A 20,418-nucleotide genomic window follows, 5' to 3' on the forward strand; every position below is an offset into this window, starting at 1 on the left:
ACCGCCTTATCCTTTTTTAACGCGTTTGTCTGTTGTGAGCGGTACGTTTTTCGAAACGCCTTTCTTTTCTTCTTCGGCTTCTTTGATGTCCTCTGCTTCGGCGTTCGCTTTGGCAGCATCTTGACGGATCACGTCTTCTACTTCTACTTCAACCTTTTCGGCTTCTTCGAGTTTGTCGCCCAACTGCTCGCGCTCTGAACCGGCTGACTCTGCTTTACCTTTGCCCTTAGGCGCTGCGATTGATTTAAAGTCCGGGTCTAGATCAAGACGTGCCTTTGTCTTCTCGTCGAAAATTCGCATCTTCACGCCGTCTTTACGCTCATACCATTTAGCCGTTTGCTTTTCTGCCATGTGAAACAACTCCCTTTTATGATTTTGGAAAGATTAAGAAAAGGACGAGCGGAAAACCGCCCGCCCCGTTAGCTTATGCCACTGTAGCTGTGATGACGCCCAATGATTCAGGACGAACGACCTTAGCGCCGTAAACGTGAAGGCCTTTAACGGCGTCCGCGAAACGTTTCTCTGGTCGGTATGCTTCCATCTGCATGATCTGTGATGCGAACGTGATTGCTCCACGTTGTCCGAACATTACTTTGTATTCGCCTGTCGCTTCGACGACGTTGTTTGATTCGTAGATCGTGAAACCTGCGATTGTACCAACGCGACCGTTAGCCATCACTTCGTCACCCGCTGACGTCGCTTGTACAAAGCGCTTGTCAAGAAGCAACAAAGAATATACTTCCGGCGGAACGACCATCCAACGGCCATCGGTCGGCGCGTTTGCACGCGAAAGCGCTGCGCGAGCTTGAACGATAGTCTGATACGCGTTATCGGCTGTGAGCGCGATTGGTGTCGTATCGTTACCGATCAAGTTCTCTGCTGCCGCTCCCGTGTGAAGCGATGCGATGTACTGATCTGCTACGTCGCGTAAGCGGTACGCCGCGTTTTCCATAGCCGCTGACATGAGTTTCGGCGTTTGTTGCGTCTTGTCGATGTCGTCGATCTGGAAATTGAAGTAATCGGCCTGGTCGATGACGAGCGACTGGTCAACGCCCGTGAGCGTTTCCGGGTCTGCGATGTTCGTGTTCTTGACGTAATCCCCGATAGTGATGTCATCGAGTCCGTTGAGTTTCACCGACGAACCGACGTTCGAGATGACGCCTTCATAATCCTTGTTCGCGACTTCCCCGAAAACAAGGTTCTTTTGAAGCGCGCTGATAAGAACGCCACTCCAAATGGTAGGGTTAAAGTTATCAATTGCCATTGGTTAAACACTCCTCTGATTATAGTAAATGAGTTAGTTCGCCGTTCTTAAGCGCTGCCGCGATCTGTGCCGGCGTCATGTTCTCGACGTCATTCTGTGTGAGTTTCTTCGGCGCGCCGCCCGTCCCTTGTCCGCCCTTCGGCGGTTTCGTGTCCGCTACTTGCTTGACTAAGTAAGGTTTAGCTTCCGCAATCGCTTTCACCTGTTCTTCGAGCCCCACATAATGACCGTTTTCGAATTTCAACGCGGTTGTATCGACGAGCTTCGCTAAAATGTCCGCATCCACAATACTATGTTGAGCGGCCACCCGTTCCAATTCGGCGTTCAGAACGGTTTGACGTGATGAATTGATAATACCGTCGAGCCCGTCAAGTAATGACTTACTTTCAGTATTCTCAAGCTGCACACCATTCTTTTCTAGGAACGTTTTTAAATCGTTCGCGAACGTTTCAAACTTTGTTTGTTCCTCTTTGGCGCGTGTCCGGTACTTTGCGTTTTCTTTGCGTAACGATTCAACGTAAGGTTTATCAAAAACCTCGGCGTCATCATTATCGCCCGGTTTGTCGCCATCGTTCGGGTTTTGGTTAGGTTTATCCCCTTCCGACCCGTTCGATTGTTCGGGATTGTCAGATACATCCCCGGTGTTTTTGCCTTCTTGGTCTGTCGATTGTTCGTTTCCACTCTCTCCCGTTCCGCTATCGGCCTGCGATTCTGCGAAAAATTGTAAGAATGGGTAATTGCCTAGCGTGTATTTCGGTTTAATGTTCGTTTCCATCTAGGAAAACCACCTTTCATACTTCTAATATACCTCTTTCGTTCGGAAATTGTACATTATTTTATCGAACGCCTTTCAATTGTTCACGTCGGCGGGCTCTGGTTCGTCCGCTCGCTTCGATAAACTCCCTCATGACCCCTTGCCATTCTCGAGTTTTCGCCTGTGCTTTCTGCCGTTCCTGTGGCGTGATCGCGACGGCCGCACGTTTTTTCCACTTGCGTATGTTCCGCTCAATCTGCCGTTGTTGCTGTCGTTCCTCGTATTGCTCTTTAATCTGTGAAGCGGGCGGCGTTTCTTTCACTAGCTCGCTATACCCTTCGAAATACGTCGATATTGTATGTCTACAGTTCGGATGCTGAAACCCACCCTGTAACGCACGCTGATACGGCGGGAAGCGGTCGGACGTACCTGATAGGGAATACACCTTGTTTTGGTATGGACGGCACGTATCGGACGAATCTGAATGGAATGACGTCTGCACCAAATCGAAACCGTATTCTAGTTGTCGAGCAGCATGGCCGTACATCTTCGCGCGTCCTGTCGCGGTTCGGGTCGCCATCTCGACATAACTTTCTAATTCCCAACGCCTTCCCGCCTGGTCACGAAACGCCGTGATTCCTTTCTCTGCGAAATCGTTTAACGCTCGCTGTGCGGCCTGTCGTCGCGTTTCTGTCCCGACTAGGTTATCATCTATCACCTTGCTCACAATCGCCCGATAGTCGTCGCTTACCGTCCTTAGAATGGACTCTTTCACGTCTTCGATTTCCGTATTCATCTGCGTCACTAGTGCGATCAGTCCATATTGTGAAGCCCCGATGACGGGCGTACCGACTAACTCGGCGCTGCTCGCCCGCTCGATTGCCTGCCGAACGCCACGCGCACCGTTTGAAGCGGCTTCATTCGCGTCGGCGTCGGCACTGTCGATGCCCAACTGATACGCCTGTTCGAGCACGTCCCGAATCGCATCCGGCGTCAACGTCCCTAACTCTGCGGCGATCTGTCGTAGCAGCTGATTAATCTTTCGGGATTGAATCACGCGCCAGTTGTCCGAATCTATTTCATCCTCGATGTTGGCCGCGATTATCGTCAAGATACGGCTTTGTACGACGCCCACCCGATCAATGAGCTGTTGCGTTAACTTCTCGTCATCAAACGGAAAGATGGGCATGTATTACACCCCGCTTTGGTCAATCACGCTGCTGAAAGAACCGGCGTTCAAACCGTTCTCGTCACGAATCCGTTCAACTTCCTGTTGCACTTCCTCGTCCGTCCATGATGGATTGAAGTAACGAACCCGCGTTTCGATACTGGCCGATTGAGCACGGAACAACATATCAATGACCGTAGCCAGTTGCGACACGTCCGATTCTACCGCGTCCCCGAAATCAACCGTTACAGGAAGCGACATATCAAACCCTGCCCCGAAATGTTCGTTCGATACCGCGCGCATGATGTCAATGAGCTGTTTCAACCCGCGTTCGAAATGCCGACGCTTCTTGCTCGTCGTGAGGTATGACTTGCGTTCCCGGTTGTTCGACTCCGTGGCCGTCTGTGACGTTTCCGACGTGATGCCGAACGATTGTGTCGAATATCCGATAGTCGTGATGATCTGCTGCACGATAAAAATACACGCCTTATAGAAATCGTCCGAACGGATTGCGAATTGCGTGATCGCGAATTTATCGGCGCTACCGTCACCCATCGCGGCCGCTCCCGACAACTTGCGATAGATGTCGTTATCCATGTCAAACGCGCTGTTTCCCTCGTCGTCATAGTCAATAAACGTTTCCGGGATATGAAGCCGCCCCTTAGCCAACCGAATGTCATTGATCCACGATGTATAGGTTTCATCGAGTGAGTCGAACATTTGCCGGACGCCTTGATAGTCCGATGCGCCGAACCCGCTCGCGAGAAACTTCCGGTTCGGTCGTCGGTTCGGGATGTACACCGCTGCCACGCCGTCGTAACCGGTACGGAACACTGGTTCAATTTCATAGCGCTCGAGCAATTCCGGCCGCTCTTTCGTCATGTTGCCGTCTGCTGCCCCTTCGTGAATGGTCGATACGATTTCCCCGCGGCCGTTGTAATCCTCAATCAACCAAATATAGCGGTCATCATTCATCTTATCGAGCTTATGAACGAAACGAATGTTCGTGACAATCCCGTGTTTGAACGTAACGATTGCGTCATCCGGTTTGACGAGCACGATGATCGGACGGTTCGATAGTTCCCCGTCTACGATGACCTTGAACACGACTCCACCCGCCGCGCTCGCAATCTCCCCGCTCTCCGTCAATAACGAATCCATGTTGGCATTGTCGAGCATGACGTTTAACGCGATCTGTTGCGCCTGTGCGATTTGGTCGCCGTCACCCTTGATTAGAAACTTCGTTTCCTCACCGAATAGGTAATCGCTCGCCAACTGACTAATGGCAGCGGGCAACGGTAAATGATAGGCCGGCATTGGTTTGTTCGCCACGCGTGACCAAAAATAATGTTTCCCTTCGCCTTTGTACCGATGCTTCAACGCTTCCTGATCGCCTGCGAACCACGCTAGGTTGTATTGCATATCATCGAATACCTGTTGCATGGCTTTCGGCACGACGTTGTTATCCCGCTCAATAAAATCAATCTTCTTAACCGTTCCAGTTGTGAACGCGTCCATTTAACCCACCCTTTTCAAATTAAATTCATGCTTCATCGTAAATATAACATAGCGTATTCCGTCGAGCGTGTGGTCAAATTGTTTAATCGGTACATCTTCGCCACGATCTGCGGCCTTCGAGTCCCACGCGTAAGACTCCAATTCCTTCAAAACGTTCTCGCATGATGCCATCACATAGAAACGATTGTCTTCCATGAGGGATGACACGGCTTCAATGCCGGGAATAACGTCGTTCTTTGCCGCGACAATCATCTTATGATAGTAACGTGGCAGCACCTTAAACACTTCTAGCTTGAATCCCTGCGCGCTCGGGTCGATGAAAATATACTTTAGCTTGGTCTGATACTCGGAATGTACTTCTTCGAGAAACTTTAGGAAATCCCTCGCATATTCCGACGGGGCTTTCTTCGTCGATTCGCGGCCGCTGTGGTAATACTCTTTCAATACGACCGCTTCCCGCTTGATGGTCTGCCCGACTAACGTGAACGTCGTTGCGTTACTGTTACCATAGTCAACGCCGATATATAGTGCTGTGAGGTTCGTCGGCTTCTCATGTATCTTGTGCTTTTCCTCGTCGAACATCGAGTAAATGACGCCCTCTGCCGTGACCCACAACCCTAATATGTTCCGTTTGTAGAACACGCCTTTGAATTGACGCCGGAAACGTTCTTTCATGCGCTCCGACAATGAAAGGTTATCATCCATCGTGAAGTGAAGCACCAGTAACCGGCGTTCTTTGGCACGATCAATATAATCGACCTTGAACCAATGCCGCGGGCTTTTCGGGTTACAGTTGAACCACACTTTCGCACCTTCCACCGATAGACGCGCCATGACCTGCGAAACGAATGACTCGGGCATGAGTGCGGTTTCGTCGAGAAACGCGCCCGCTGCCGTCATCCCCTGAACGCTGTCCTGCGACTTCTCATTGTTTGCCCCGAACAGATAGTATTTATTCGTCCCTATTCGAATGTGCATATCCTCTGACCGTTTGAAATCGAAATCAACACCTTCGTACATCCCCATCCCGGCCAGTATCTTGAACATGGGCTCGATGACGTTCCGTTTGAGTGCTGAAATCGAGCGGCCGCCGATAATGAAATCTTCTCCGTCGAACGTTTCTTGCGACCATAATACGAACCCTTGAATGAACGACACGGTTTTACCCGAACGAACCGCCCCTTCGGCTACAATGCCGTCGAATTGACTGTACGGGCTCGAGTCGTGCCACCACATAAGCGCCTTCTTTTGCTTCTTGCTGAACGGTTTAAACTCGAACGGCTTGATTCTATGCTTCGCCATTCGGGACACCCTCTAGCGCTTCGAACGCTGCCTTGTCGTCTTCTTCATCAAACAAGTCGTTACGCTGCGCCGTCAATGCCGAAATTAATTGATCGAATTCGTGTTTCGTCGGCGGCTTTTGGCCTTTCTCGAATTCTTTTTCTTTCAGGACTACTTCACGTTCACGTAGATCGGTCTCCCTCGGCGTGTCGCTGAATTCTAGATACTGCTTCGATAACCAAATGAGCATCCCTGTATTGCGGTCGCCTAGCGCTTTTTGAATCATGGCACGTCGTAAACTCGTCTTCATGTACTCGAAATTCGTTTTATATAGTTCTCGAAATTCCGTGTTCTTCAATAACGTCGATTGAGCCACCCCAATCATCATCGCGATTTCTTGCATCGTACATCCAACTTTAGCGTAATCCGCCACCTTTTCCCGTTGCTCGTCGGTCAACTCAAACGCGGGTCTGCCACGTTTCTTTTCCTCTGCCATTTCAAAAACTCCTTTCGCCCGAATCCGTCGGTACGAATGTATTAAAAAAACCGCCAAACGGCGGCTTTCCGTTTATTTAATTATACCACGCTTCGAATGTTCGGATTATGATTCATCTTCGGCTAGTCGCAACGTGTAATTCAAGCACATTAAGAAGATCAATAACGTGATTGTAAACACTACTTCCCACTTGAATCCGATGGTTATATAAATCCAAATCGCTAACAGGTTCGGTATCACCAGTACCGCTGTTATCAATGCCGCTACAATGATCGCTGATGCTATTCCGGTTTTGCTCATCGTCTTCCACCTCACAATAGGTACACACCATACGGCGCGCGTTTTTGTCTTTCCTTGCTGCTAATCGTCTTTCATAGGCCGGGCTCGTATAGAAACGGATTGTATCGGGTTTGACGTTCGTCTTTGCCGCGATTTCATGTATCGTACCGACCGCGATCACATCTTCACCTTTATACAACGCGTATTCTTTCATCGCTCCACCTCCACGAATCTAACTTGTTTTTCATAATTCTGATTCTGTAATTCGTTTCAATTCTTCAAAAACCGTGTTCAATTGAAACCCTTTCACCATCATTTCAACTGCTTTACTCATGATTACAAGCGCGTTTCCTTTCGGGTCTTTGTCCGTCAATTTTTTAATTTTGATTTCTAAATCTTGAATTTCAGTCGCTAGTTTTTTTGCTTTTTCGGATTGTTCTTGGGCGTAATTAATCAAGTCTTCTGACTCTCCTGCATCAAAAATGAACACTCTAACCCTTTCGCCTTCATATGTCGCGAGCATATCGGCCAAATCCTTTCCGCTATCCATCACAACGTCATGAACATGATTGCCCATGATTTCGAACTTCTCTATCGTTCCAGTCCCTTTAATCAACATAGTTACCGCTCCACCTCCACGAATCTAGCCCATGTATCATAATCCTGCCCGTATAACGACGGCTTGCCTTCTCGCGTGTTCTTGTCGTCGTCGTAGTCCGCTATCCATTCTTTCACCGTGGCGCACGTCTTAAACCCGTCGCTCGATTGTAAGATTGCCACCTTATCGACGTGGATCGTCACGCCCTCGGCCAATTTATCCTCTATCAATCGTTCGGCCGCTTCTTCTGCGGCTTCCGCGCCTTCGTAGTCCCGACAAAAATATTCGTTATCGACAACGCGATATTTCACCTTAATGAACCCGATGCCGCGAATCATTAAATTCCCTCTCTTTCGAATTGCTTTAGCGCTTTGGCGAACGCGTCAATTCCGTAGACGTCCACCAAACGCCGCAACTCGTTTCGAATGATTGCGTTCGGTTGTTGCTGCGCTTTGGTCAATTTCAATTCTGTTTGAATCCGTTCGTTCATGCCATCATGCAACATTCTGATTGTTCCGTTTATCGCTTCTTCAACTTGTATAGTCGGGTTTTCAACGTTCAGGAAAGCGGTCAAGTCAATAGCGGCGTTCAACTGCTCGGGAATCATGTCGTTACGGACGATCAACCGTAGTAAATTCAATCCTTGTCTTCCACCTAGAATATAACTTTCAATCGCGACTAATACACCGCGTTCCGAAACCTCTTCAATCGTAGCGTTATTTAAAACCATTGAAGCATATAGCGTCCGTGAATCTGCGTCTTTTTTATCTTCCAAACTGAAATTGATATAAGTTAACCCGTTCATTTTTCTAAAACTCCCTTCTTCGCCATTTCTCTAGCGTCATAGATGCGATAGTTAAGTTCCTTCTCTGCCGATTCTTCTCTGAAAGGCAAATCAAATGTATATTGTACCGACATCTGATTTCGCTTGCTATAGAACGTAATTCCTTTCACATCGCTCAACCGATCTCCTTCAACCGACAAACGATTTTTAAGCAGGCGAATGATTTCCGCATCAATTTTCATGTACGCGTTCAATTGAATTATCCTCATGGCTTTACGCCCTTGTATCTGGATATGAAACTCAATCATTTCTGGCGTCTGCATCGTGTCGTAGAATAGTCTCATTTCTCCACCACCTGCTGCACACCCGTTTCACGGTGTACGATGATTAAACGATCATGCAAGTTCTTCACGACTAGGTAAGCGAGCGGGGAAAACCCCGCCGCGAACATGATTGCCTTCTGCTGTCGATTCGGCCGTTTACCGTTTTTCATTAGATGATGTCCCCTTTGTCCGAAAGCATTTCCACTTCGCCCGTTTGCAAGTGAATATTCGTCATCAAGCGACGGCCTAGCCATTTCGTGTGACCTTCTTCCTTGAACCCGAACCGCTCGTGATCGTGTTCGGAAATGAAAATTGTTTTGATGTTGTGGTTGAATTCGACTTCCTGCAATCGAGCGGACACCTTCTTGAAGAACGTTTCAAACGTTTCTTCGTCCTTCCCGAATACCGCACGATAGAAATAAATCTCCGACGTCTTGAACACTTGCCGGATGCTTTGGCCGTCGTCCTCTAGATCGACCGCAAAACTAGGCACGTTGCTTTCTAGCGATTTAAACATGTGATCCAAATTCTCAACAGTGAAACCGTTGCGGCCTGCTTCGAAACTCATTTCGATACCGCCGGTCATGAACATATTCAACTTGACCACTCTCATGTTATTCGTCCCCCTTCAAATCAATCCAAATTGGCGTGACCCACATATCATTAAAATCTTCGTGCTTCATCGAATAGTCATATAGTTCATCTCCAGTGCCGATAACGATACAAGACCACGCACCGCCCGATGATGACGAGCGCTTAACCGCGATTTTATCACCACTCACGAATGGCATACCCGGCTTTAGGTTCTTAATCTGAACCATCCCACGCCCTACGCTTACCCACGGTTTCATTCCGCTTCCCCCTCTTCCCATGTGTCTACCAACTCGATTAGGTTCGTCTGACTGATAATATCGTCCGCTAACGCCTTCGAATCCGTTCCCCATGCCTGGGATACGTCCGCACCGCTCACGGTCATATAGCCCTTCACGGCGGCCGTATGGTCGCGAAATTGAATGTCGGTTATGTACCCGTCCACCGTTCGGAACGCGTACCGTTTCAGAATCTTGTACGACGTCTTACCTTTAACGTTTACTTGCACTTTCTCGTTAACTCGTTTATCCAATTTCCCCACTCCTTTTATCGGTCGATCATGCTAAATTCATAATTTTATTGGTTAGAACACATGACCCCGAACAATACGTCCCTTGCTGTCCTTTTCTGCTTCGTACTCTCTATGACAATTCATACATCTCAATCGATCGTCTACCCCACCGTGTTCGTAATAGCTATCAAATGTTTTCTTAGAAAGCTTCCCCCGATTGGTTACTTTGGTGATGTTTCCATATACAGTTTGTGTGTATAGCACCAATTCGCTCCCACACTCACATTTCGGTTTTTCGTAAGCCAATATTTTCACCACCTAATAAAATTTATCTTTTAGTACCCTTGTTCATTCCGCGCGTGAACAATCTCGTTCTTATCCATGTACGCGGCCAGTAGTTCATTCGCTGTGACGTCGAACGTCGTGACGATCTTTAACCCTACGGCCATACAATGCGCCGGGCTCTTATGAAACACGTTGAACGCTGAATCAACTAAGTGACGTCGTAACACGTCCGTTTCGGCGTATGAGTATAGGCCGCTTTCTTCGAGTGACGAGAAGTTGTACAGTTGCTCCCACGTTTCATAGGCGCGTGCCGTGTCGCGTTCAAAACGCTCATGTTCGAAATGCCGCTCTTTAATCATTTCTTCTACGACCATCCCACAATAGAAATGCAGCGCGTCGATAAATTCCGTTACGACCTTTCGGCGGTCGTCCTGTTTGTTCTTCGCCCACCACTTCGCGGAAAACTTTAGTTCGTTCGTCATTTCCGCGATTTCTTGACGTACCTGGTTATAGCGATCCACGTAGCGCGGTGGAAAGCGTGGGTCATTGTCTAGAATAGCCGTGTCGGTTAAATACTGACGCTCACAATAAAAGCGGAAATCCGTTAATGAAATTAAGTCCTTGAACAATGGTTTCGTGCGTTTCTTCTCGATCATTCGATTACATCCCCTGTCATCAATTTTAGTTCCCAGTTGTCTTTAAACTGCTTTTCTGGGTATAGCAGCACCTTCATACCTAGCAAGGTATATTCGTCTTTCTCAATCTTTTTCATGACCGACTCGTTCGCGACAATCAACTGGTCGAACACGCCGTAACCCATGACGATCAGGTTAGGCATCCGATAATGTTTGAGCAGGAATTCTCGCCGCTGCTTCTCAATCTTGCGTAACGTGAATTCTAGCGAGCTCATGCGACTTCTTTCCCGTCCGTCATCGTGAACATGACCAACAATAAAGCCGCTCCGAACGCTATTGTATATTGTGCCGTCAATAGCGCTACGAGCAGCACGCCCAACCCGATACTTAAAACACCCATGCCGAATACCGTTTTCATTTCCCTTTTCCCCTTTACTGTTTTCTGCGGTTGTCGCGCCAATTTTCCATGTAATCTGCTGTTACCGCCCACTGATTACCGACGCGCATCGAGCCGTGTAAGTTGCGCCCGTGTTTCTCGTCGTGTAACAAGCGTCTAAGCAGCGTGATTTTTTTGATCCCGTATTGTTCCGCTGCTTTCTTAGCGCTCATAAATTCTTGCATGTCCTCACCGCCTTACGAATCCTCGTATTGTGTAATATCCAATTCGTCGGCCTTTTGCATACCCATCTTGATCCACCGCTCGATTGAAATGCCGCCGATCAAGTCCGAAACGATTGCGTTCAGAATATCCACGCCGTAACCCTTCACTTCGTCGTGTTCATATCCCGCTTCGAGCAGCGCCGTTTCAAGCACGCTACCCGCTGCACCTAGTTCCGACTCGACCGGTGTCGAATATTTGTATTGAACCATTTAACCAATCCTTCCTATGTGGTATGTCTTTATATTATATCCAATCGTGCATAATGTAAAGCCGTAATTTCACTTTTAGGAAATAAAAAGAAAAGCCGGTTATACACCGGCCATTCTCGCTTGAATCATTTTCTTGTAAGCAGGCAACCAATCGACCGACCCGATCAATGACGGCAGTACAACGAACGCGTTATCATTAAGATTCGTCACATTGAGCGATGCCCCGCCTTCATAGCGCGTGTTTTTCCCTGTCGCCTTGTTTAGTTCCTGGTGTGCTTCCCACTCCTCATATAGCGGCACTAGGTAGGCAGCAGGGACAAGATACACGGCGTTCGCGCTGCGAATGTAGGTAAGTATGAACGCGTCACCGCCCATGCGCTCGATGTTTTTCATCAACCGGACTTGATGGGGCGCGATTGCACTAAAGGCCAGTCGATCCGCTGCGCTCTTTGCATCGAATGACACGTAACGACCGTTCACGACGCCCGCATAGTCCAGCCCGCCCTTGCCTTTGTGATAGGCCGACGTGATGACCTTTTGTTTCGTGTCTTTGTCGCGGTATCCTTTCGTCTTCACTTCTTCATGTTGCCGTACCATGAGCGCAATCCCTTTTAGTAAATAGTTCGCGTTCGTCGAATCAATCATGTTCTCAAGTTGTTGCCCGACCCGTTGCGATTTCTTAGCCATTCTTTCTCCCCCTCGGTTTCCGTAGTCCTAACGCGCTCGCCTTCTTCGTCACGCTCGAATAGCTGCGGTTCATCTTCTTAGCGATCACTTTGTATTCTAGTTTTTCTTCTGACCGTAGCCGAATCAGTTCCGCTTCTTCTTCATGCGTCCAAAACTTTAGTTCTTTGCCATCGGTTGTGTAAAAGGTTTCACCGCGTAAATCTTCATTCAGTTTACGGGCGAGCCCCAATTCATAAACTTTATGTTGGACGTCGTGAGGGAAACGGTCTTGCAGCGTCGCGGCGATCTGCCGGCACGTCAACCCGTCTTCACGACCCTTTCGCAATATTTCGACTTCTTGTTTCGTCCATGCCTTATATCGTTTCTGGTCAATCCGTCCGTAACGTGGTTCGATTCCATGAAAGTCCGCCATCCTGTGCATGGTTTCGACCGTCAAACCCAAATACTCGGCCGCTTCATAGGCGGACAACTCTAAATCACGATAGTAACGTTCGAACGTCGTCTTGCTGATATGCTTGCGCGGCCGGTACGCCTTCGTCGAGAAGCCGTAGTCTTTCAGTACCGCCCGTATCGTCACCTCTGCATAACCTTCCATGACGGCGATCTGCTTCACGCTCAACTTATTGTCGCGGTACAACTTCACGATTCTCAACTTGTCGTCAAGACGTAGCCGTTTTGTCTTTTTGCGTTCTTTGTTCACGCTTTTTCATTCCCTTCGCTTTTCTACGTTGTGCGACGGTCGTCATTTCAATGCCATAATGTCTTAGTGACGACTGAACCCGATGACGTTTACACCCGAACCGCTCGGCTATCTGTTCTTGCGTTAAGCATAGATCAACGTAATAACGGACGAGCCGACCGAATGGCAGCAGTACCTTGTCTTTCCGCGTGGCTTTTTCGCCCGTTTCGCTTCGCATCTTTAGACCACGCTTTTTCATATGTTTTTTGACGATAGGCGGCGAACAACCGAATTCTTTCGCTATTTCCTCAATCGTTACGTCTGTCTTGAACATTTCCGCCATGTCGTCGAGCTCGTTAGCGGTGAACGTGATACGATCCCGCCGGCCTTTCTTCTTTCTGCCTGGTCGCCGTTTCTTGATCTGCGTCATCTTTGCGAAACAACCGCCAACGGAATACCCCAACCGATCCGATATGGCTTTCATATCAATACCTAGATCGTGCAGCCGGACGAGCTCGCGTTCGTCCTCTTTCGTCCATACATACGGATTTTTAAAACGAACCTTCTCGGTCGTGGCCTTACGTTCAATTGATTTCTTGCTGCGCCCCAACTTCGCGGCTACCTCTAACTGCGAGCGTCCCGCCGCGGCCATGTCGCGCATGATCTGTAGTTCTTCATCCGTCCAACGTTTCGCCGTTGCCATTGTTCCACCCTCTCTGATACAATGCCCGTATAAAGGTATAACGGGCGGTTGTTCGATATACTCTTTTTATCACCAAACAAGTTAATCGCCTGTCATGTCACGGGAAGCGGCGCGGAAACGCCGCCGACCGAACGAGCGCCGTAAAAGGCGCTTTTTTTATGCGCTCGCTAGTGCTTTTTGCCGCTGCTCAATGACGTCATTCGGTTCATTCGTTTCTAAGGCGTCTAGAAGCGCGTCAAACGCTTCCGAACGTTTCGCCTTATCCACGTATGTAATACCTTCGACGTGGGGAATATACGCGTAAATTTCGCCTGCTGCGTTTAATCTGAATTCGCTCATTCGCTTTTATCTCCCATTCCTAAAATTTTAAAGACTTCGCTTGTGTCCTTTCGGTTTTCCGCCGGCGTTACATTTTCTTCCGGGAAGTCGAGTTGATTCGTCATTTCTTGAATCCTGCGACCAATTCGGCCGTCATCCCCGATATATGCGCTCTCCAACTGGTCTACACGTAAGTTCGATGTAAAGACCGTCATCTTTCGATGATTCTTGCGGTAATCAATGAGCTCGTACAACGTCCGTGTCACGAACCGCGACTCTGAACCTATTCCGATTTCGTCCAATACAAGCAAGTCCACGCGTTTGAGCTCGTCCATGATCTGCGCCCGTGTCCGCTCGTTATTGTTGTTATACGTCGAACGAATATCTTCCAGTAGTTCCTCGACGACGTGAAAGCGTGTTTCTAGTCCGGCCGCTGCAATCAGATGATTCGCTAAGGCGCACGCCGTGAACGTCTTGCCGCTGCCCTTCTCGTCGCTGTACAGGTATAACCCGATTGAATCGACGCCGCTGTTCATCAAGTCTTCGAACCTTCTGACGACCTTTGTCGCGAATTCCTTGACGACGGCAGCACGTTCGCGGCTGTCTGGACGCTTATAAATATCCGTCCGAAACTCTTTTAGGTTGGCAAGCTCATATTTCGGCGGGATGCCGGAACGTTCTCGCCGTTCTCGCCGTAACTTCGATTCTAAGCACTTGCAAGGCGTCTGATATTCGTAAGGTTCATATACGAGCGGCTTCAATCCCTCGGCCTTTCGGCTGCGCGTATCTTCGATGACCATGTGTTTCAGTTCCGCGTCATGTACGAATAGATAACCCGACCCGTCACATAAGTTTTCCGGGCAAGGGATTGCGTACCGTTCGTTATGCTTACCATTCAAGATCGTCAAGTTCCTGTTCCCAATCGTTATTGACCGGTTGCCCGCTTGCTGCTCGTTTTCGTGCGAGCTCTGCGATGACGCCGCCGCCATTTCCTGCGCTTTCTGTTGCGCCCGCTGTATGAGCGCCTTCATTTCCTCTGTATCTCCCATCCGTCGCATACTCGTCGTTCCACCCTTCGTTAAAGAACCATGTTCCGGCCTGTTTGATGTATTGTGCTGCGGTACGGTTCACTTCGAGCATGAAGCAATACCGTTTGATGCCGTTTGTGATTGTGTCGTCGGTTACGCCGGCCTTGATTGCTTTCTTGTAAGCGGCGAACGCTCGTTTCTTTCCTTGCTTCTTCGGATAAAGTTTGTAGATAGATTCAAAACGCTCGTTCAAATCGTCTTTAGGCGATTGAACATTATTGTTTTTAATTGAATCTATGTCATTGGTGTTTTTAAGTGAATCTTTATAGAGTGTCACACTGACACTGGGGGGGTGTCCCTGTGACACTGGGGTAGTTTCACTGTGATACTGCCCCCCGTGTCCCTCTGACACTAGGGTACGACTTCTAACGTATTCGTGAAAGTCCTCAATCGTGTACAGATTACTTGTTACTCCACCCTTGTCATTAAATCGCGTTTGCTTCGAAATCAAACCTTTTTCGATTAACGTTTCAATCCGTCTAATCGCGGTCGAACGTGAGCAGCGCGATTTCTTTGCGATCTTCTCGAATGACGGGAACGCGTTCTCGCCGTTCTCATTCGCATATCGACGTAGGACGATGTAAACCATCTTTTCAGTCGAGTCCGCGAAAACCGTTTCGTCGTCCACCACTTCGTTTTGAAGCATCACAAACGGGATTCGATTTCTGTCTATTACTTTGTCGTGATTCACGATTAAACCCCTTTCTTATTTACGCTCGTCCAATATATCGGCAATAGCTCGTTTCAACGCGTCGTAACGTTGCGGCGTCATATCCTTCAACCAATTGTAAACCGTGAAGCGACTGCGCCCGATTTTCTTCGCGACGTGAGTGATAAAAATATGGTTGTAATGTAATTCACTTTCGATTTCCCGTTTCATTTCCTGCGGTGTCATTTTCGTTCACCCCTTTCGATGACTTAATAATACAACAAAGATAAACATAATTCAACATGATATTGTGTGACATTCTGTAACATAACCTTACAATTCCTTACGCTAGGGAAAGGATAGGAAAATAAAGTTTTTCTATATCAGTAAAAAAAGCAGGCATTTAGCCCGCTCTCAAATTCCATATTCGACGCCGTTCCCTTCGGACGGCTTTCGTCTGAACAACATGCCTTTTTCAACCAATCGGGCGATACACTTGAATAACGTTGAGCGTGGTACGCCCGTACCGTCGATCAGTTGCCGTTCCGTGAACACGCGATCACCGTCGATGCACTCGAACGCGAAAAATAGCATCACTGTTCGTTCCTGGGGCGAGTCGTAACCGGTGTACATGTGGTACGCCTGTTTAATTGACTCGAAACGGTTGCGGTCTTCCTGCTGCTGCTTGACCACTCCGACGGCTACGCCCGCCTTGATCTGCTTCACCGCTTCGACCAGTAGACCGTATTCGTATATACCGCCCTTGCCAACCCAATTCGTAACGGTTCGATACGACACCCCGTAAAAATTCGCAATTGCCATTTTAGCAGCGCTGCGCTTTGCTCCTAAGTGAGCGGCGAGCTCGGCCACGACTTCGATATTGTTATCCATTCGTTTCACCCTTCCTTATTCCATGTAACCGTCATAAATCATCAACGTCGGATATTTATTTTCCCGATGCCGGTCGTTTTCCAAAACGATTCCGTGATACGCCGAATCGGAAAACTCATAAAGCTCTTTCAACTGATCGTTGAGTGTTACGAATCCTTCTATCGTGTCGATCTTTATGACGCGAGTTAGCGTAAATCCACGTACTTCTAAATGTGCATCAAATTTTTCATCTAACATTTTATTGATTAAGTCCCATTCCCCGTGTACTGCTTCGATATAGAAATTCATGTTTAATTCCCCCTATGTCCCGAATCGCCCCATAATCTAAACAAGTGTTTTCTAAATGGTTCGCTCTCTTTTGGCGTAGGCCGATTTAAGATGTCGGCGTAGTCGTTACAGTTCAAACAAGAAATCATGACATCTTTCGGATATCCGAATATGTCTTCTTCAATTTCGAAACGATTGAGAATTAACTTACGTTCGCCGTCTTCCTCAATGTGGAACGCCGCGATTTCACGATTTCCGCACTTCTCGCACTCGATTATCATTTTCATGTTTGCCCATCCTTTCCTAAAAGAAAAGGCGGTCGCCCGCCCTTCCCTTACCGAATCCCGTATTTGCGATAGATGTCTGATTTCAAATCATTGTTGCGGCGATCAATCGCGCCACCGACTAAGAACACGTCGATCAAGTTCCAAATGCCTAGCGTGAACCAACCCAATAGCAGCATGGCAATCGCGTAACCGGTTTGACCGCTGTAGAACCGATGTGCCGCGAACATGCCTAACAATAACCAAAGGACGTAAGCGAGCGGTTTCGATTTCTTGCGATCCTCGTATTCTTGATTCGCCAGTAAGATGTTTGCCGTGTTATCCATGTTTATACCTTCTCTCTCGCCGCCTGTGCGACGCTGTGGTTTTTTGAATACCTAGACTAGCCAAAACGTTAGCGGCGCGTATAACGCCGCCTGTACGTTTATTTCTTCATGTTTGCGGCTTCCATGAGTGAAGTGATGATTTCACTTGCCCGCTGACTTGTGATTTTAGGAAGGTTGTTATAATCGGTTTCGAAACGTGCTAATACTTCGTCTTCGGTCATGCGGTGTTTTTCACCAACAATTTTTGTTTGACGAATGATTGTATTTATTTGTTTCTCGCTCGCTAGTTTGTGCGGGCTCGCCTTCGGCTGTCCGCCGTCGCCGCTCGTCCCGTTCGCGTCGCCCTGTACGCTGTTATTATCGGCCGCGTTGCCGTCGTCGTCTTCCTCGCTCGCAATCCCTAGCGCTGCGGCAAGTGCGTACCGTTTTAGATACGTGATCGTGCCGCCGTTTGCTTGAATCTGACCATCGGCCGGAAACTCAAGCGGGGCGTACATGATGTATTGACCGCTCGCATGAATGAGCATGGTATTGACGACGATGTAAGGCGCGCCGGTGTCAATTCGTTTAATGCTCGCGTTTTGAGTGACCGCAATCCCGTTCTTTGCAAGGATCGGGCGCGCCATGTCGAGAATGGCCGTCAAGTCCGCGTATTCGAACGTATATGAACCGCCCGATTTCGTTTGTACCTTTACCGTTCGATTCTTTTTAACGGCCGTGAATTCTAGCTGACTTTTCGCGAAAGCCGCTGCGACCTCATTAAATGATTCTGAAAATGTGAATGACATGCCCCGTTTACCCTCTTTCGTTTATCGAATTTGTAAAGCCGTTGCTTTTTGGATTTCCGCCCCGTCGATCTGCTCGCCGTCTTTCAACCGTTCTTTAACGGCGTCCTTGTTGATTGTTTCGACTAGCTTACGTTCGCGGAATTCATCTGGCAGTAATGACTCGTCTGTAATGACGTAGTTTGTACGAACCGTTTTTGAAATCGTGTACTTGTTCGTTTTGATCCGCTTCATGTCGAGCGCTTCAAGCGACCCTAGCACGTTCTCGCGTAGTCGCTTACGCTCGTTAGCAATCGCCTGCTTACGTGCTGTTAATCGTTTGATTTCTGCTGCTAGTGCTTCCTCGTCCGCTTTTAACGAAAAGTCGATACCGGCGTAACCGTCGTACTTGTCCTCTAACGCTTCGTCAATCGCTTCGAGCGTGTCGAACGCTTGATCTGCCGTTAACGTCCCATCTTCGAGTTGTGCCAACACTTCGAGTTTTGCTGCTGACAGGTTAAAAATGTTCATGTGCGTTTCCCCTTTTTCCCATGTGATTATCAAGCCCTGTTGACTTGACACCTTTATATTATATCCGGTTGTGCATAATGTAAAGACCTTTTTGAGAAAAAATAGGAAATAGGGTAAAAAATAAACCGCCCAACCGAAACGGCGGGCGATCTACCACATAAGAAGGTTTGCATGAAAGAAGGGGAAAACAGTAAACGGGTTACGTTTACTATAGCACGCCGCCCTATGCCGCACAACGAAAAAAAGCGCTCTCGCGCTCTTTCCGGTTCGGGCTATGCCCGACACCCTGCCCCCGTTGCCCTTCAATCAAAAACAACGCGGGAAGGTTCGTCTAACGGCTTTGTCTGTTGGTCGATTGACAAGTTTGTTTTGGTGTGAGTAAAACATTGTTTGCCAAACGTGCTAACTTCAAGCGTGTCGCGTGACCGGTTATCCCACGGCCACGCCATTATGTTGTTGTATTCCGTCGGCTGATGCCCATAAAGGACGACCTAACGGCTTGTTATTATCGTAGCAAAGTGGGCGAACGGACGCAATAGGATTATTGGACGAGAAACTTTTTGTGTTGCTCGCGCTTCTTTTCTTGTGTGAGCTGCGCATAGATTTGCGTTGTGGCAGGGTTGGAATGTCCTAGCAACGCTTGTACTGCCGTGATGTCCGCCCCATTATTCAATGTTAACGTAGCGAACGTGTGACGCAACGTATGCGGCGTGACGCGTTTTTCTAGTCCGGCCTGCTGTGCGAGCAGCGTGATTTCACGTTGAATCGAACGTTTCGAAAGTCTGCCATGAGGTTTCCGCTCCGAAACCATCAACGCGTCATTGTCATCCGTCCGACTTCTTAAATATTTCTCCAAATGGTACATGGCTTTATAACTGAAATACACTTCCCGTTCTTTGTCACCCTTCCCGATCACCTTACAACTTTTAGCGTGATAGTCGATGTCGTTCCGGTTCAACTGCTGAATTTCCGCCAAACGGCAGCCAGTAGCGTACAGGATTTCTAAGAAGGCGCGCTGTCGATTCGTCTTACACGACTCGCGTAGCAGTTCCAATTCTTCAATGCTCAACGATTTCGGTAATCTTTTTTCTTTTTTAGGCGTCTTTAGTTTCTTGGCCGGGTCGCGCATCAAATAGTCTTCCGCCGTCAACCATCCAAAAAACGACTTAAATACGGTTAGCTTTCTGCCTAGCGAGCTCATTTTCAAATGCGGAAACGTTCCCATGTGGTTGCGAATGTCTGCGGTCGTAATGTCGTCTGTCCGCTTCTTGATATGTTGGGCGAACACGTTTAAGTCGCGTTGATAACCCTCTAACGTGGCAGCAGCCAAACCCTCTAACTTCTTGGCCGATAGGAACAAGGTTATTTTATCGTCTAAATCTGGGTGCACTTCATCTTCTTGAACAGACGTCACGTTGTACCGTGTCACAATCTTAGATAGTTCGGATTTTGCTTCATCCGTTTTTACATCGGTCAACGTAGAAATGTACGCTACGATTTCCGAAATGATTTGTTCATTTGCTGTTTGCAATCCATTCCCCTCACTTTCAAAAGTTATATAACTTAGCTATAACTTAGCAGGGAAAATAGTTATTGTCAATATAACTTGTATAACTTATGATGTTTTTAGGAGGGATGTATATGGCCGTCGATAAAACAAAAAACGAGCAGTTGTTAATCACGATTCCGAACGAGCTGCTTCATCAGATCGAATCATACTGGTACGACGAAAGAGTGAAGAATAGGAGTGAAGCGATCAGGCAACTAATCAGAATTGGACTCGAAAAACATGAGGACGAAAAAAAGCGACTGGATTAAATTCCGGCCGCTTTTTCTTTGCATTCATTTTTTAAATCTATGGCTAAGTTTCATCC

General features: G+C 48.0%; 33 protein-coding genes. All 33 read right to left on the minus strand.

The genetic code is table 11. The annotated features are described in order from the left end of the window. Window positions 1-6: 6 nt before the first annotated feature. The 33 genes from JSU04_00100 to JSU04_00260 all read right to left on the minus strand — a co-directional run bounded on the left by JSU04_00100 (window position 7) and on the right by JSU04_00260 (window position 20,075). Window positions 7-351 (minus strand): hypothetical protein, encoded by a 345-nt coding sequence (locus tag JSU04_00100; GenBank protein MBS1968672.1) that lies wholly within the window; start codon window positions 349-351, stop codon window positions 7-9. Window positions 352-424: 73 nt separating this feature from the next. Next, window positions 425-1,264 (minus strand): hypothetical protein, encoded by an 840-nt coding sequence (locus JSU04_00105; GenBank protein MBS1968673.1) that lies wholly within the window; start codon window positions 1,262-1,264, stop codon window positions 425-427. A gap of 19 nt (window positions 1,265-1,283) precedes the next feature. After that, the gene (locus tag JSU04_00110; protein ID MBS1968674.1) at window positions 1,284-2,039 is read right to left on the minus strand and encodes a hypothetical protein; all 756 of its coding nucleotides are present in this window, start codon (window positions 2,037-2,039) and stop codon (window positions 1,284-1,286) included. Between the two features lie 61 nt (window positions 2,040-2,100). After that, the gene (locus JSU04_00115; protein MBS1968675.1) at window positions 2,101-3,207 is read right to left on the minus strand and encodes a hypothetical protein; all 1,107 of its coding nucleotides are present in this window, start codon (window positions 3,205-3,207) and stop codon (window positions 2,101-2,103) included. A 3-nt stretch (window positions 3,208-3,210) separates the two neighbouring features. After that, complete coding sequence (locus tag JSU04_00120; GenBank protein ID MBS1968676.1) at window positions 3,211-4,704, minus strand: phage portal protein; 1,494 nt, start codon at window positions 4,702-4,704, stop codon at window positions 3,211-3,213. Then, the gene (locus tag JSU04_00125; GenBank protein MBS1968677.1) at window positions 4,705-6,006 is read right to left on the minus strand and encodes a PBSX family phage terminase large subunit; all 1,302 of its coding nucleotides are present in this window, start codon (window positions 6,004-6,006) and stop codon (window positions 4,705-4,707) included. It abuts the gene before it with no gap. After that, complete coding sequence (locus JSU04_00130; protein ID MBS1968678.1) at window positions 5,993-6,481, minus strand: hypothetical protein; 489 nt, start codon at window positions 6,479-6,481, stop codon at window positions 5,993-5,995. The genes JSU04_00125 and JSU04_00130 overlap by 14 nt, the downstream gene beginning before the upstream one ends. A 112-nt stretch (window positions 6,482-6,593) precedes the next feature. Further along, window positions 6,594-6,974, minus strand: a complete 381-nt coding sequence (locus JSU04_00135) for a hypothetical protein (GenBank protein ID MBS1968679.1) — start codon at window positions 6,972-6,974, stop codon at window positions 6,594-6,596. 30 nt (window positions 6,975-7,004) lie between these two features. Then, window positions 7,005-7,379 carry a hypothetical protein gene (locus JSU04_00140; protein MBS1968680.1) on the minus strand — a complete coding sequence of 125 codons (375 nt, stop codon included), beginning with the start codon at window positions 7,377-7,379 and terminating at the stop codon, window positions 7,005-7,007. A gap of 2 nt (window positions 7,380-7,381) precedes the next feature. Next, entirely contained in the window at window positions 7,382-7,696 is a 315-nt protein-coding gene (locus JSU04_00145) for a hypothetical protein (protein MBS1968681.1), read from the minus strand. Beyond that, window positions 7,696-8,163 carry a hypothetical protein gene (locus JSU04_00150; GenBank protein ID MBS1968682.1) on the minus strand — a complete coding sequence of 156 codons (468 nt, stop codon included), beginning with the start codon at window positions 8,161-8,163 and terminating at the stop codon, window positions 7,696-7,698. Before JSU04_00150 ends, JSU04_00145 begins: the two co-directional genes overlap by 1 nt. After that, window positions 8,160-8,486, minus strand: coding sequence for a hypothetical protein (locus tag JSU04_00155; protein ID MBS1968683.1), 327 nt, complete (start codon window positions 8,484-8,486; stop codon window positions 8,160-8,162). Before JSU04_00155 ends, JSU04_00150 begins: the two co-directional genes overlap by 4 nt. A gap of 148 nt (window positions 8,487-8,634) precedes the next feature. After that, window positions 8,635-9,078 carry a hypothetical protein gene (locus tag JSU04_00160; protein ID MBS1968684.1) on the minus strand — a complete coding sequence of 148 codons (444 nt, stop codon included), beginning with the start codon at window positions 9,076-9,078 and terminating at the stop codon, window positions 8,635-8,637. A gap of 1 nt (window position 9,079) precedes the next feature. After that, a complete protein-coding gene (locus JSU04_00165) occupies window positions 9,080-9,316 on the minus strand; it encodes a hypothetical protein (protein MBS1968685.1) in 237 nt (78 codons plus the stop codon). A 586-nt stretch (window positions 9,317-9,902) separates the two neighbouring features. Next, window positions 9,903-10,508: a dUTP diphosphatase gene (locus JSU04_00170; GenBank protein MBS1968686.1), complete on the minus strand. Its 606-nt coding sequence runs from the start codon at window positions 10,506-10,508 to the stop codon at window positions 9,903-9,905. Further along, complete coding sequence (locus JSU04_00175; GenBank protein MBS1968687.1) at window positions 10,505-10,762, minus strand: hypothetical protein; 258 nt, start codon at window positions 10,760-10,762, stop codon at window positions 10,505-10,507. Before JSU04_00175 ends, JSU04_00170 begins: the two co-directional genes overlap by 4 nt. Then, a complete protein-coding gene (locus tag JSU04_00180; GenBank protein MBS1968688.1) occupies window positions 10,759-10,905 on the minus strand; it encodes a hypothetical protein in 147 nt (48 codons plus the stop codon). Before JSU04_00180 ends, JSU04_00175 begins: the two co-directional genes overlap by 4 nt. Window positions 10,906-10,919: 14 nt before the next feature. Beyond that, window positions 10,920-11,108: a hypothetical protein gene (locus JSU04_00185; protein MBS1968689.1), complete on the minus strand. Its 189-nt coding sequence runs from the start codon at window positions 11,106-11,108 to the stop codon at window positions 10,920-10,922. A gap of 12 nt (window positions 11,109-11,120) precedes the next feature. Further along, the gene (locus JSU04_00190; GenBank protein ID MBS1968690.1) at window positions 11,121-11,357 is read right to left on the minus strand and encodes a hypothetical protein; all 237 of its coding nucleotides are present in this window, start codon (window positions 11,355-11,357) and stop codon (window positions 11,121-11,123) included. A gap of 99 nt (window positions 11,358-11,456) precedes the next feature. Continuing rightward, a complete protein-coding gene (locus JSU04_00195; GenBank protein MBS1968691.1) occupies window positions 11,457-12,044 on the minus strand; it encodes a Holliday junction resolvase RecU in 588 nt (195 codons plus the stop codon). Then, window positions 12,037-12,744 (minus strand): hypothetical protein, encoded by a 708-nt coding sequence (locus tag JSU04_00200; GenBank protein ID MBS1968692.1) that lies wholly within the window; start codon window positions 12,742-12,744, stop codon window positions 12,037-12,039. The genes JSU04_00195 and JSU04_00200 overlap by 8 nt, the downstream gene beginning before the upstream one ends. Further along, on the minus strand, window positions 12,704-13,426 hold the full coding sequence (locus tag JSU04_00205; GenBank protein MBS1968693.1) for a hypothetical protein: 723 nt from the start codon (window positions 13,424-13,426) through the stop codon (window positions 12,704-12,706). The genes JSU04_00200 and JSU04_00205 overlap by 41 nt, the downstream gene beginning before the upstream one ends. Before the next feature lie 156 nt (window positions 13,427-13,582). Further along, on the minus strand, window positions 13,583-13,765 hold the full coding sequence (locus tag JSU04_00210) for a hypothetical protein (GenBank protein MBS1968694.1): 183 nt from the start codon (window positions 13,763-13,765) through the stop codon (window positions 13,583-13,585). Continuing rightward, a complete protein-coding gene (locus tag JSU04_00215) occupies window positions 13,762-14,544 on the minus strand; it encodes an ATP-binding protein (GenBank protein ID MBS1968695.1) in 783 nt (260 codons plus the stop codon). Before JSU04_00215 ends, JSU04_00210 begins: the two co-directional genes overlap by 4 nt. An 88-nt stretch (window positions 14,545-14,632) precedes the next feature. Then, the gene (locus JSU04_00220) at window positions 14,633-15,523 is read right to left on the minus strand and encodes a helix-turn-helix domain-containing protein (protein MBS1968696.1); all 891 of its coding nucleotides are present in this window, start codon (window positions 15,521-15,523) and stop codon (window positions 14,633-14,635) included. 15 nt (window positions 15,524-15,538) lie between these two features. Continuing rightward, a complete protein-coding gene (locus JSU04_00225; protein MBS1968697.1) occupies window positions 15,539-15,727 on the minus strand; it encodes a hypothetical protein in 189 nt (62 codons plus the stop codon). A gap of 168 nt (window positions 15,728-15,895) precedes the next feature. Then, window positions 15,896-16,372 carry a hypothetical protein gene (locus JSU04_00230; GenBank protein ID MBS1968698.1) on the minus strand — a complete coding sequence of 159 codons (477 nt, stop codon included), beginning with the start codon at window positions 16,370-16,372 and terminating at the stop codon, window positions 15,896-15,898. A gap of 15 nt (window positions 16,373-16,387) precedes the next feature. Continuing rightward, a complete protein-coding gene (locus tag JSU04_00235; protein MBS1968699.1) occupies window positions 16,388-16,660 on the minus strand; it encodes a hypothetical protein in 273 nt (90 codons plus the stop codon). A 2-nt stretch (window positions 16,661-16,662) separates the two neighbouring features. After that, window positions 16,663-16,926: a hypothetical protein gene (locus JSU04_00240; GenBank protein MBS1968700.1), complete on the minus strand. Its 264-nt coding sequence runs from the start codon at window positions 16,924-16,926 to the stop codon at window positions 16,663-16,665. A 47-nt stretch (window positions 16,927-16,973) separates the two neighbouring features. Beyond that, entirely contained in the window at window positions 16,974-17,249 is a 276-nt protein-coding gene (locus tag JSU04_00245; protein MBS1968701.1) for a TM2 domain-containing protein, read from the minus strand. 98 nt (window positions 17,250-17,347) lie between these two features. Then, window positions 17,348-18,037: an ERF family protein gene (locus JSU04_00250; protein MBS1968702.1), complete on the minus strand. Its 690-nt coding sequence runs from the start codon at window positions 18,035-18,037 to the stop codon at window positions 17,348-17,350. Window positions 18,038-18,058: 21 nt separating this feature from the next. Continuing rightward, window positions 18,059-18,544, minus strand: coding sequence for a siphovirus Gp157 family protein (locus JSU04_00255; GenBank protein ID MBS1968703.1), 486 nt, complete (start codon window positions 18,542-18,544; stop codon window positions 18,059-18,061). A 541-nt stretch (window positions 18,545-19,085) separates the two neighbouring features. Next, on the minus strand, window positions 19,086-20,075 hold the full coding sequence (locus JSU04_00260) for a tyrosine-type recombinase/integrase (protein MBS1968704.1): 990 nt from the start codon (window positions 20,073-20,075) through the stop codon (window positions 19,086-19,088). Between the last annotated feature and the right edge of the window lie 343 nt (window positions 20,076-20,418).

The sequence above is a fragment of the Bdellovibrionales bacterium genome, from assembly GCA_018266295.1.
Lineage (GTDB): Bacteria > Bdellovibrionota > Bdellovibrionia > Bdellovibrionales > Bdellovibrionaceae > JACMRP01.

Coding starts and splice junctions, on each gene's coding strand:
- JSU04_00240 (MBS1968700.1), bottom strand. CDS start 16,926: ATGAAAATGATAATCGAGTGCGAGAAGTGCGGAAATCGTGAAATCGCG.
- JSU04_00135 (MBS1968679.1), bottom strand. CDS start 6,974: ATGAAAGAATACGCGTTGTATAAAGGTGAAGATGTGATCGCGGTCGGT.
- JSU04_00225 (MBS1968697.1), bottom strand. CDS start 15,727: ATGACACCGCAGGAAATGAAACGGGAAATCGAAAGTGAATTACATTAC.
- JSU04_00235 (MBS1968699.1), bottom strand. CDS start 16,660: ATGAATTTCTATATCGAAGCAGTACACGGGGAATGGGACTTAATCAAT.
- JSU04_00115 (MBS1968675.1), bottom strand. CDS start 3,207: ATGCCCATCTTTCCGTTTGATGACGAGAAGTTAACGCAACAGCTCATT.
- JSU04_00165 (MBS1968685.1), bottom strand. CDS start 9,316: ATGAAACCGTGGGTAAGCGTAGGGCGTGGGATGGTTCAGATTAAGAAC.
- JSU04_00105 (MBS1968673.1), bottom strand. CDS start 1,264: ATGGCAATTGATAACTTTAACCCTACCATTTGGAGTGGCGTTCTTATC.
- JSU04_00130 (MBS1968678.1), bottom strand. CDS start 6,481: ATGGCAGAGGAAAAGAAACGTGGCAGACCCGCGTTTGAGTTGACCGAC.
- JSU04_00150 (MBS1968682.1), bottom strand. CDS start 8,163: ATGAACGGGTTAACTTATATCAATTTCAGTTTGGAAGATAAAAAAGAC.
- JSU04_00140 (MBS1968680.1), bottom strand. CDS start 7,379: ATGTTGATTAAAGGGACTGGAACGATAGAGAAGTTCGAAATCATGGGC.
- JSU04_00215 (MBS1968695.1), bottom strand. CDS start 14,544: ATGGTCATCGAAGATACGCGCAGCCGAAAGGCCGAGGGATTGAAGCCG.
- JSU04_00170 (MBS1968686.1), bottom strand. CDS start 10,508: ATGATCGAGAAGAAACGCACGAAACCATTGTTCAAGGACTTAATTTCA.
- JSU04_00190 (MBS1968690.1), bottom strand. CDS start 11,357: ATGGTTCAATACAAATATTCGACACCGGTCGAGTCGGAACTAGGTGCA.
- JSU04_00120 (MBS1968676.1), bottom strand. CDS start 4,704: ATGGACGCGTTCACAACTGGAACGGTTAAGAAGATTGATTTTATTGAG.
- JSU04_00195 (MBS1968691.1), bottom strand. CDS start 12,044: ATGGCTAAGAAATCGCAACGGGTCGGGCAACAACTTGAGAACATGATT.
- JSU04_00110 (MBS1968674.1), bottom strand. CDS start 2,039: ATGGAAACGAACATTAAACCGAAATACACGCTAGGCAATTACCCATTC.
- JSU04_00145 (MBS1968681.1), bottom strand. CDS start 7,696: ATGATTCGCGGCATCGGGTTCATTAAGGTGAAATATCGCGTTGTCGAT.
- JSU04_00210 (MBS1968694.1), bottom strand. CDS start 13,765: ATGAGCGAATTCAGATTAAACGCAGCAGGCGAAATTTACGCGTATATT.
- JSU04_00245 (MBS1968701.1), bottom strand. CDS start 17,249: ATGGATAACACGGCAAACATCTTACTGGCGAATCAAGAATACGAGGAT.
- JSU04_00175 (MBS1968687.1), bottom strand. CDS start 10,762: ATGAGCTCGCTAGAATTCACGTTACGCAAGATTGAGAAGCAGCGGCGA.
- JSU04_00250 (MBS1968702.1), bottom strand. CDS start 18,037: ATGTCATTCACATTTTCAGAATCATTTAATGAGGTCGCAGCGGCTTTC.
- JSU04_00125 (MBS1968677.1), bottom strand. CDS start 6,006: ATGGCGAAGCATAGAATCAAGCCGTTCGAGTTTAAACCGTTCAGCAAG.
- JSU04_00255 (MBS1968703.1), bottom strand. CDS start 18,544: ATGAACATTTTTAACCTGTCAGCAGCAAAACTCGAAGTGTTGGCACAA.
- JSU04_00185 (MBS1968689.1), bottom strand. CDS start 11,108: ATGCAAGAATTTATGAGCGCTAAGAAAGCAGCGGAACAATACGGGATC.
- JSU04_00230 (MBS1968698.1), bottom strand. CDS start 16,372: ATGGATAACAATATCGAAGTCGTGGCCGAGCTCGCCGCTCACTTAGGA.
- JSU04_00100 (MBS1968672.1), bottom strand. CDS start 351: ATGGCAGAAAAGCAAACGGCTAAATGGTATGAGCGTAAAGACGGCGTG.
- JSU04_00160 (MBS1968684.1), bottom strand. CDS start 9,078: ATGAGAGTGGTCAAGTTGAATATGTTCATGACCGGCGGTATCGAAATG.
- JSU04_00180 (MBS1968688.1), bottom strand. CDS start 10,905: ATGAAAACGGTATTCGGCATGGGTGTTTTAAGTATCGGGTTGGGCGTG.
- JSU04_00155 (MBS1968683.1), bottom strand. CDS start 8,486: ATGAGACTATTCTACGACACGATGCAGACGCCAGAAATGATTGAGTTT.
- JSU04_00205 (MBS1968693.1), bottom strand. CDS start 13,426: ATGGCAACGGCGAAACGTTGGACGGATGAAGAACTACAGATCATGCGC.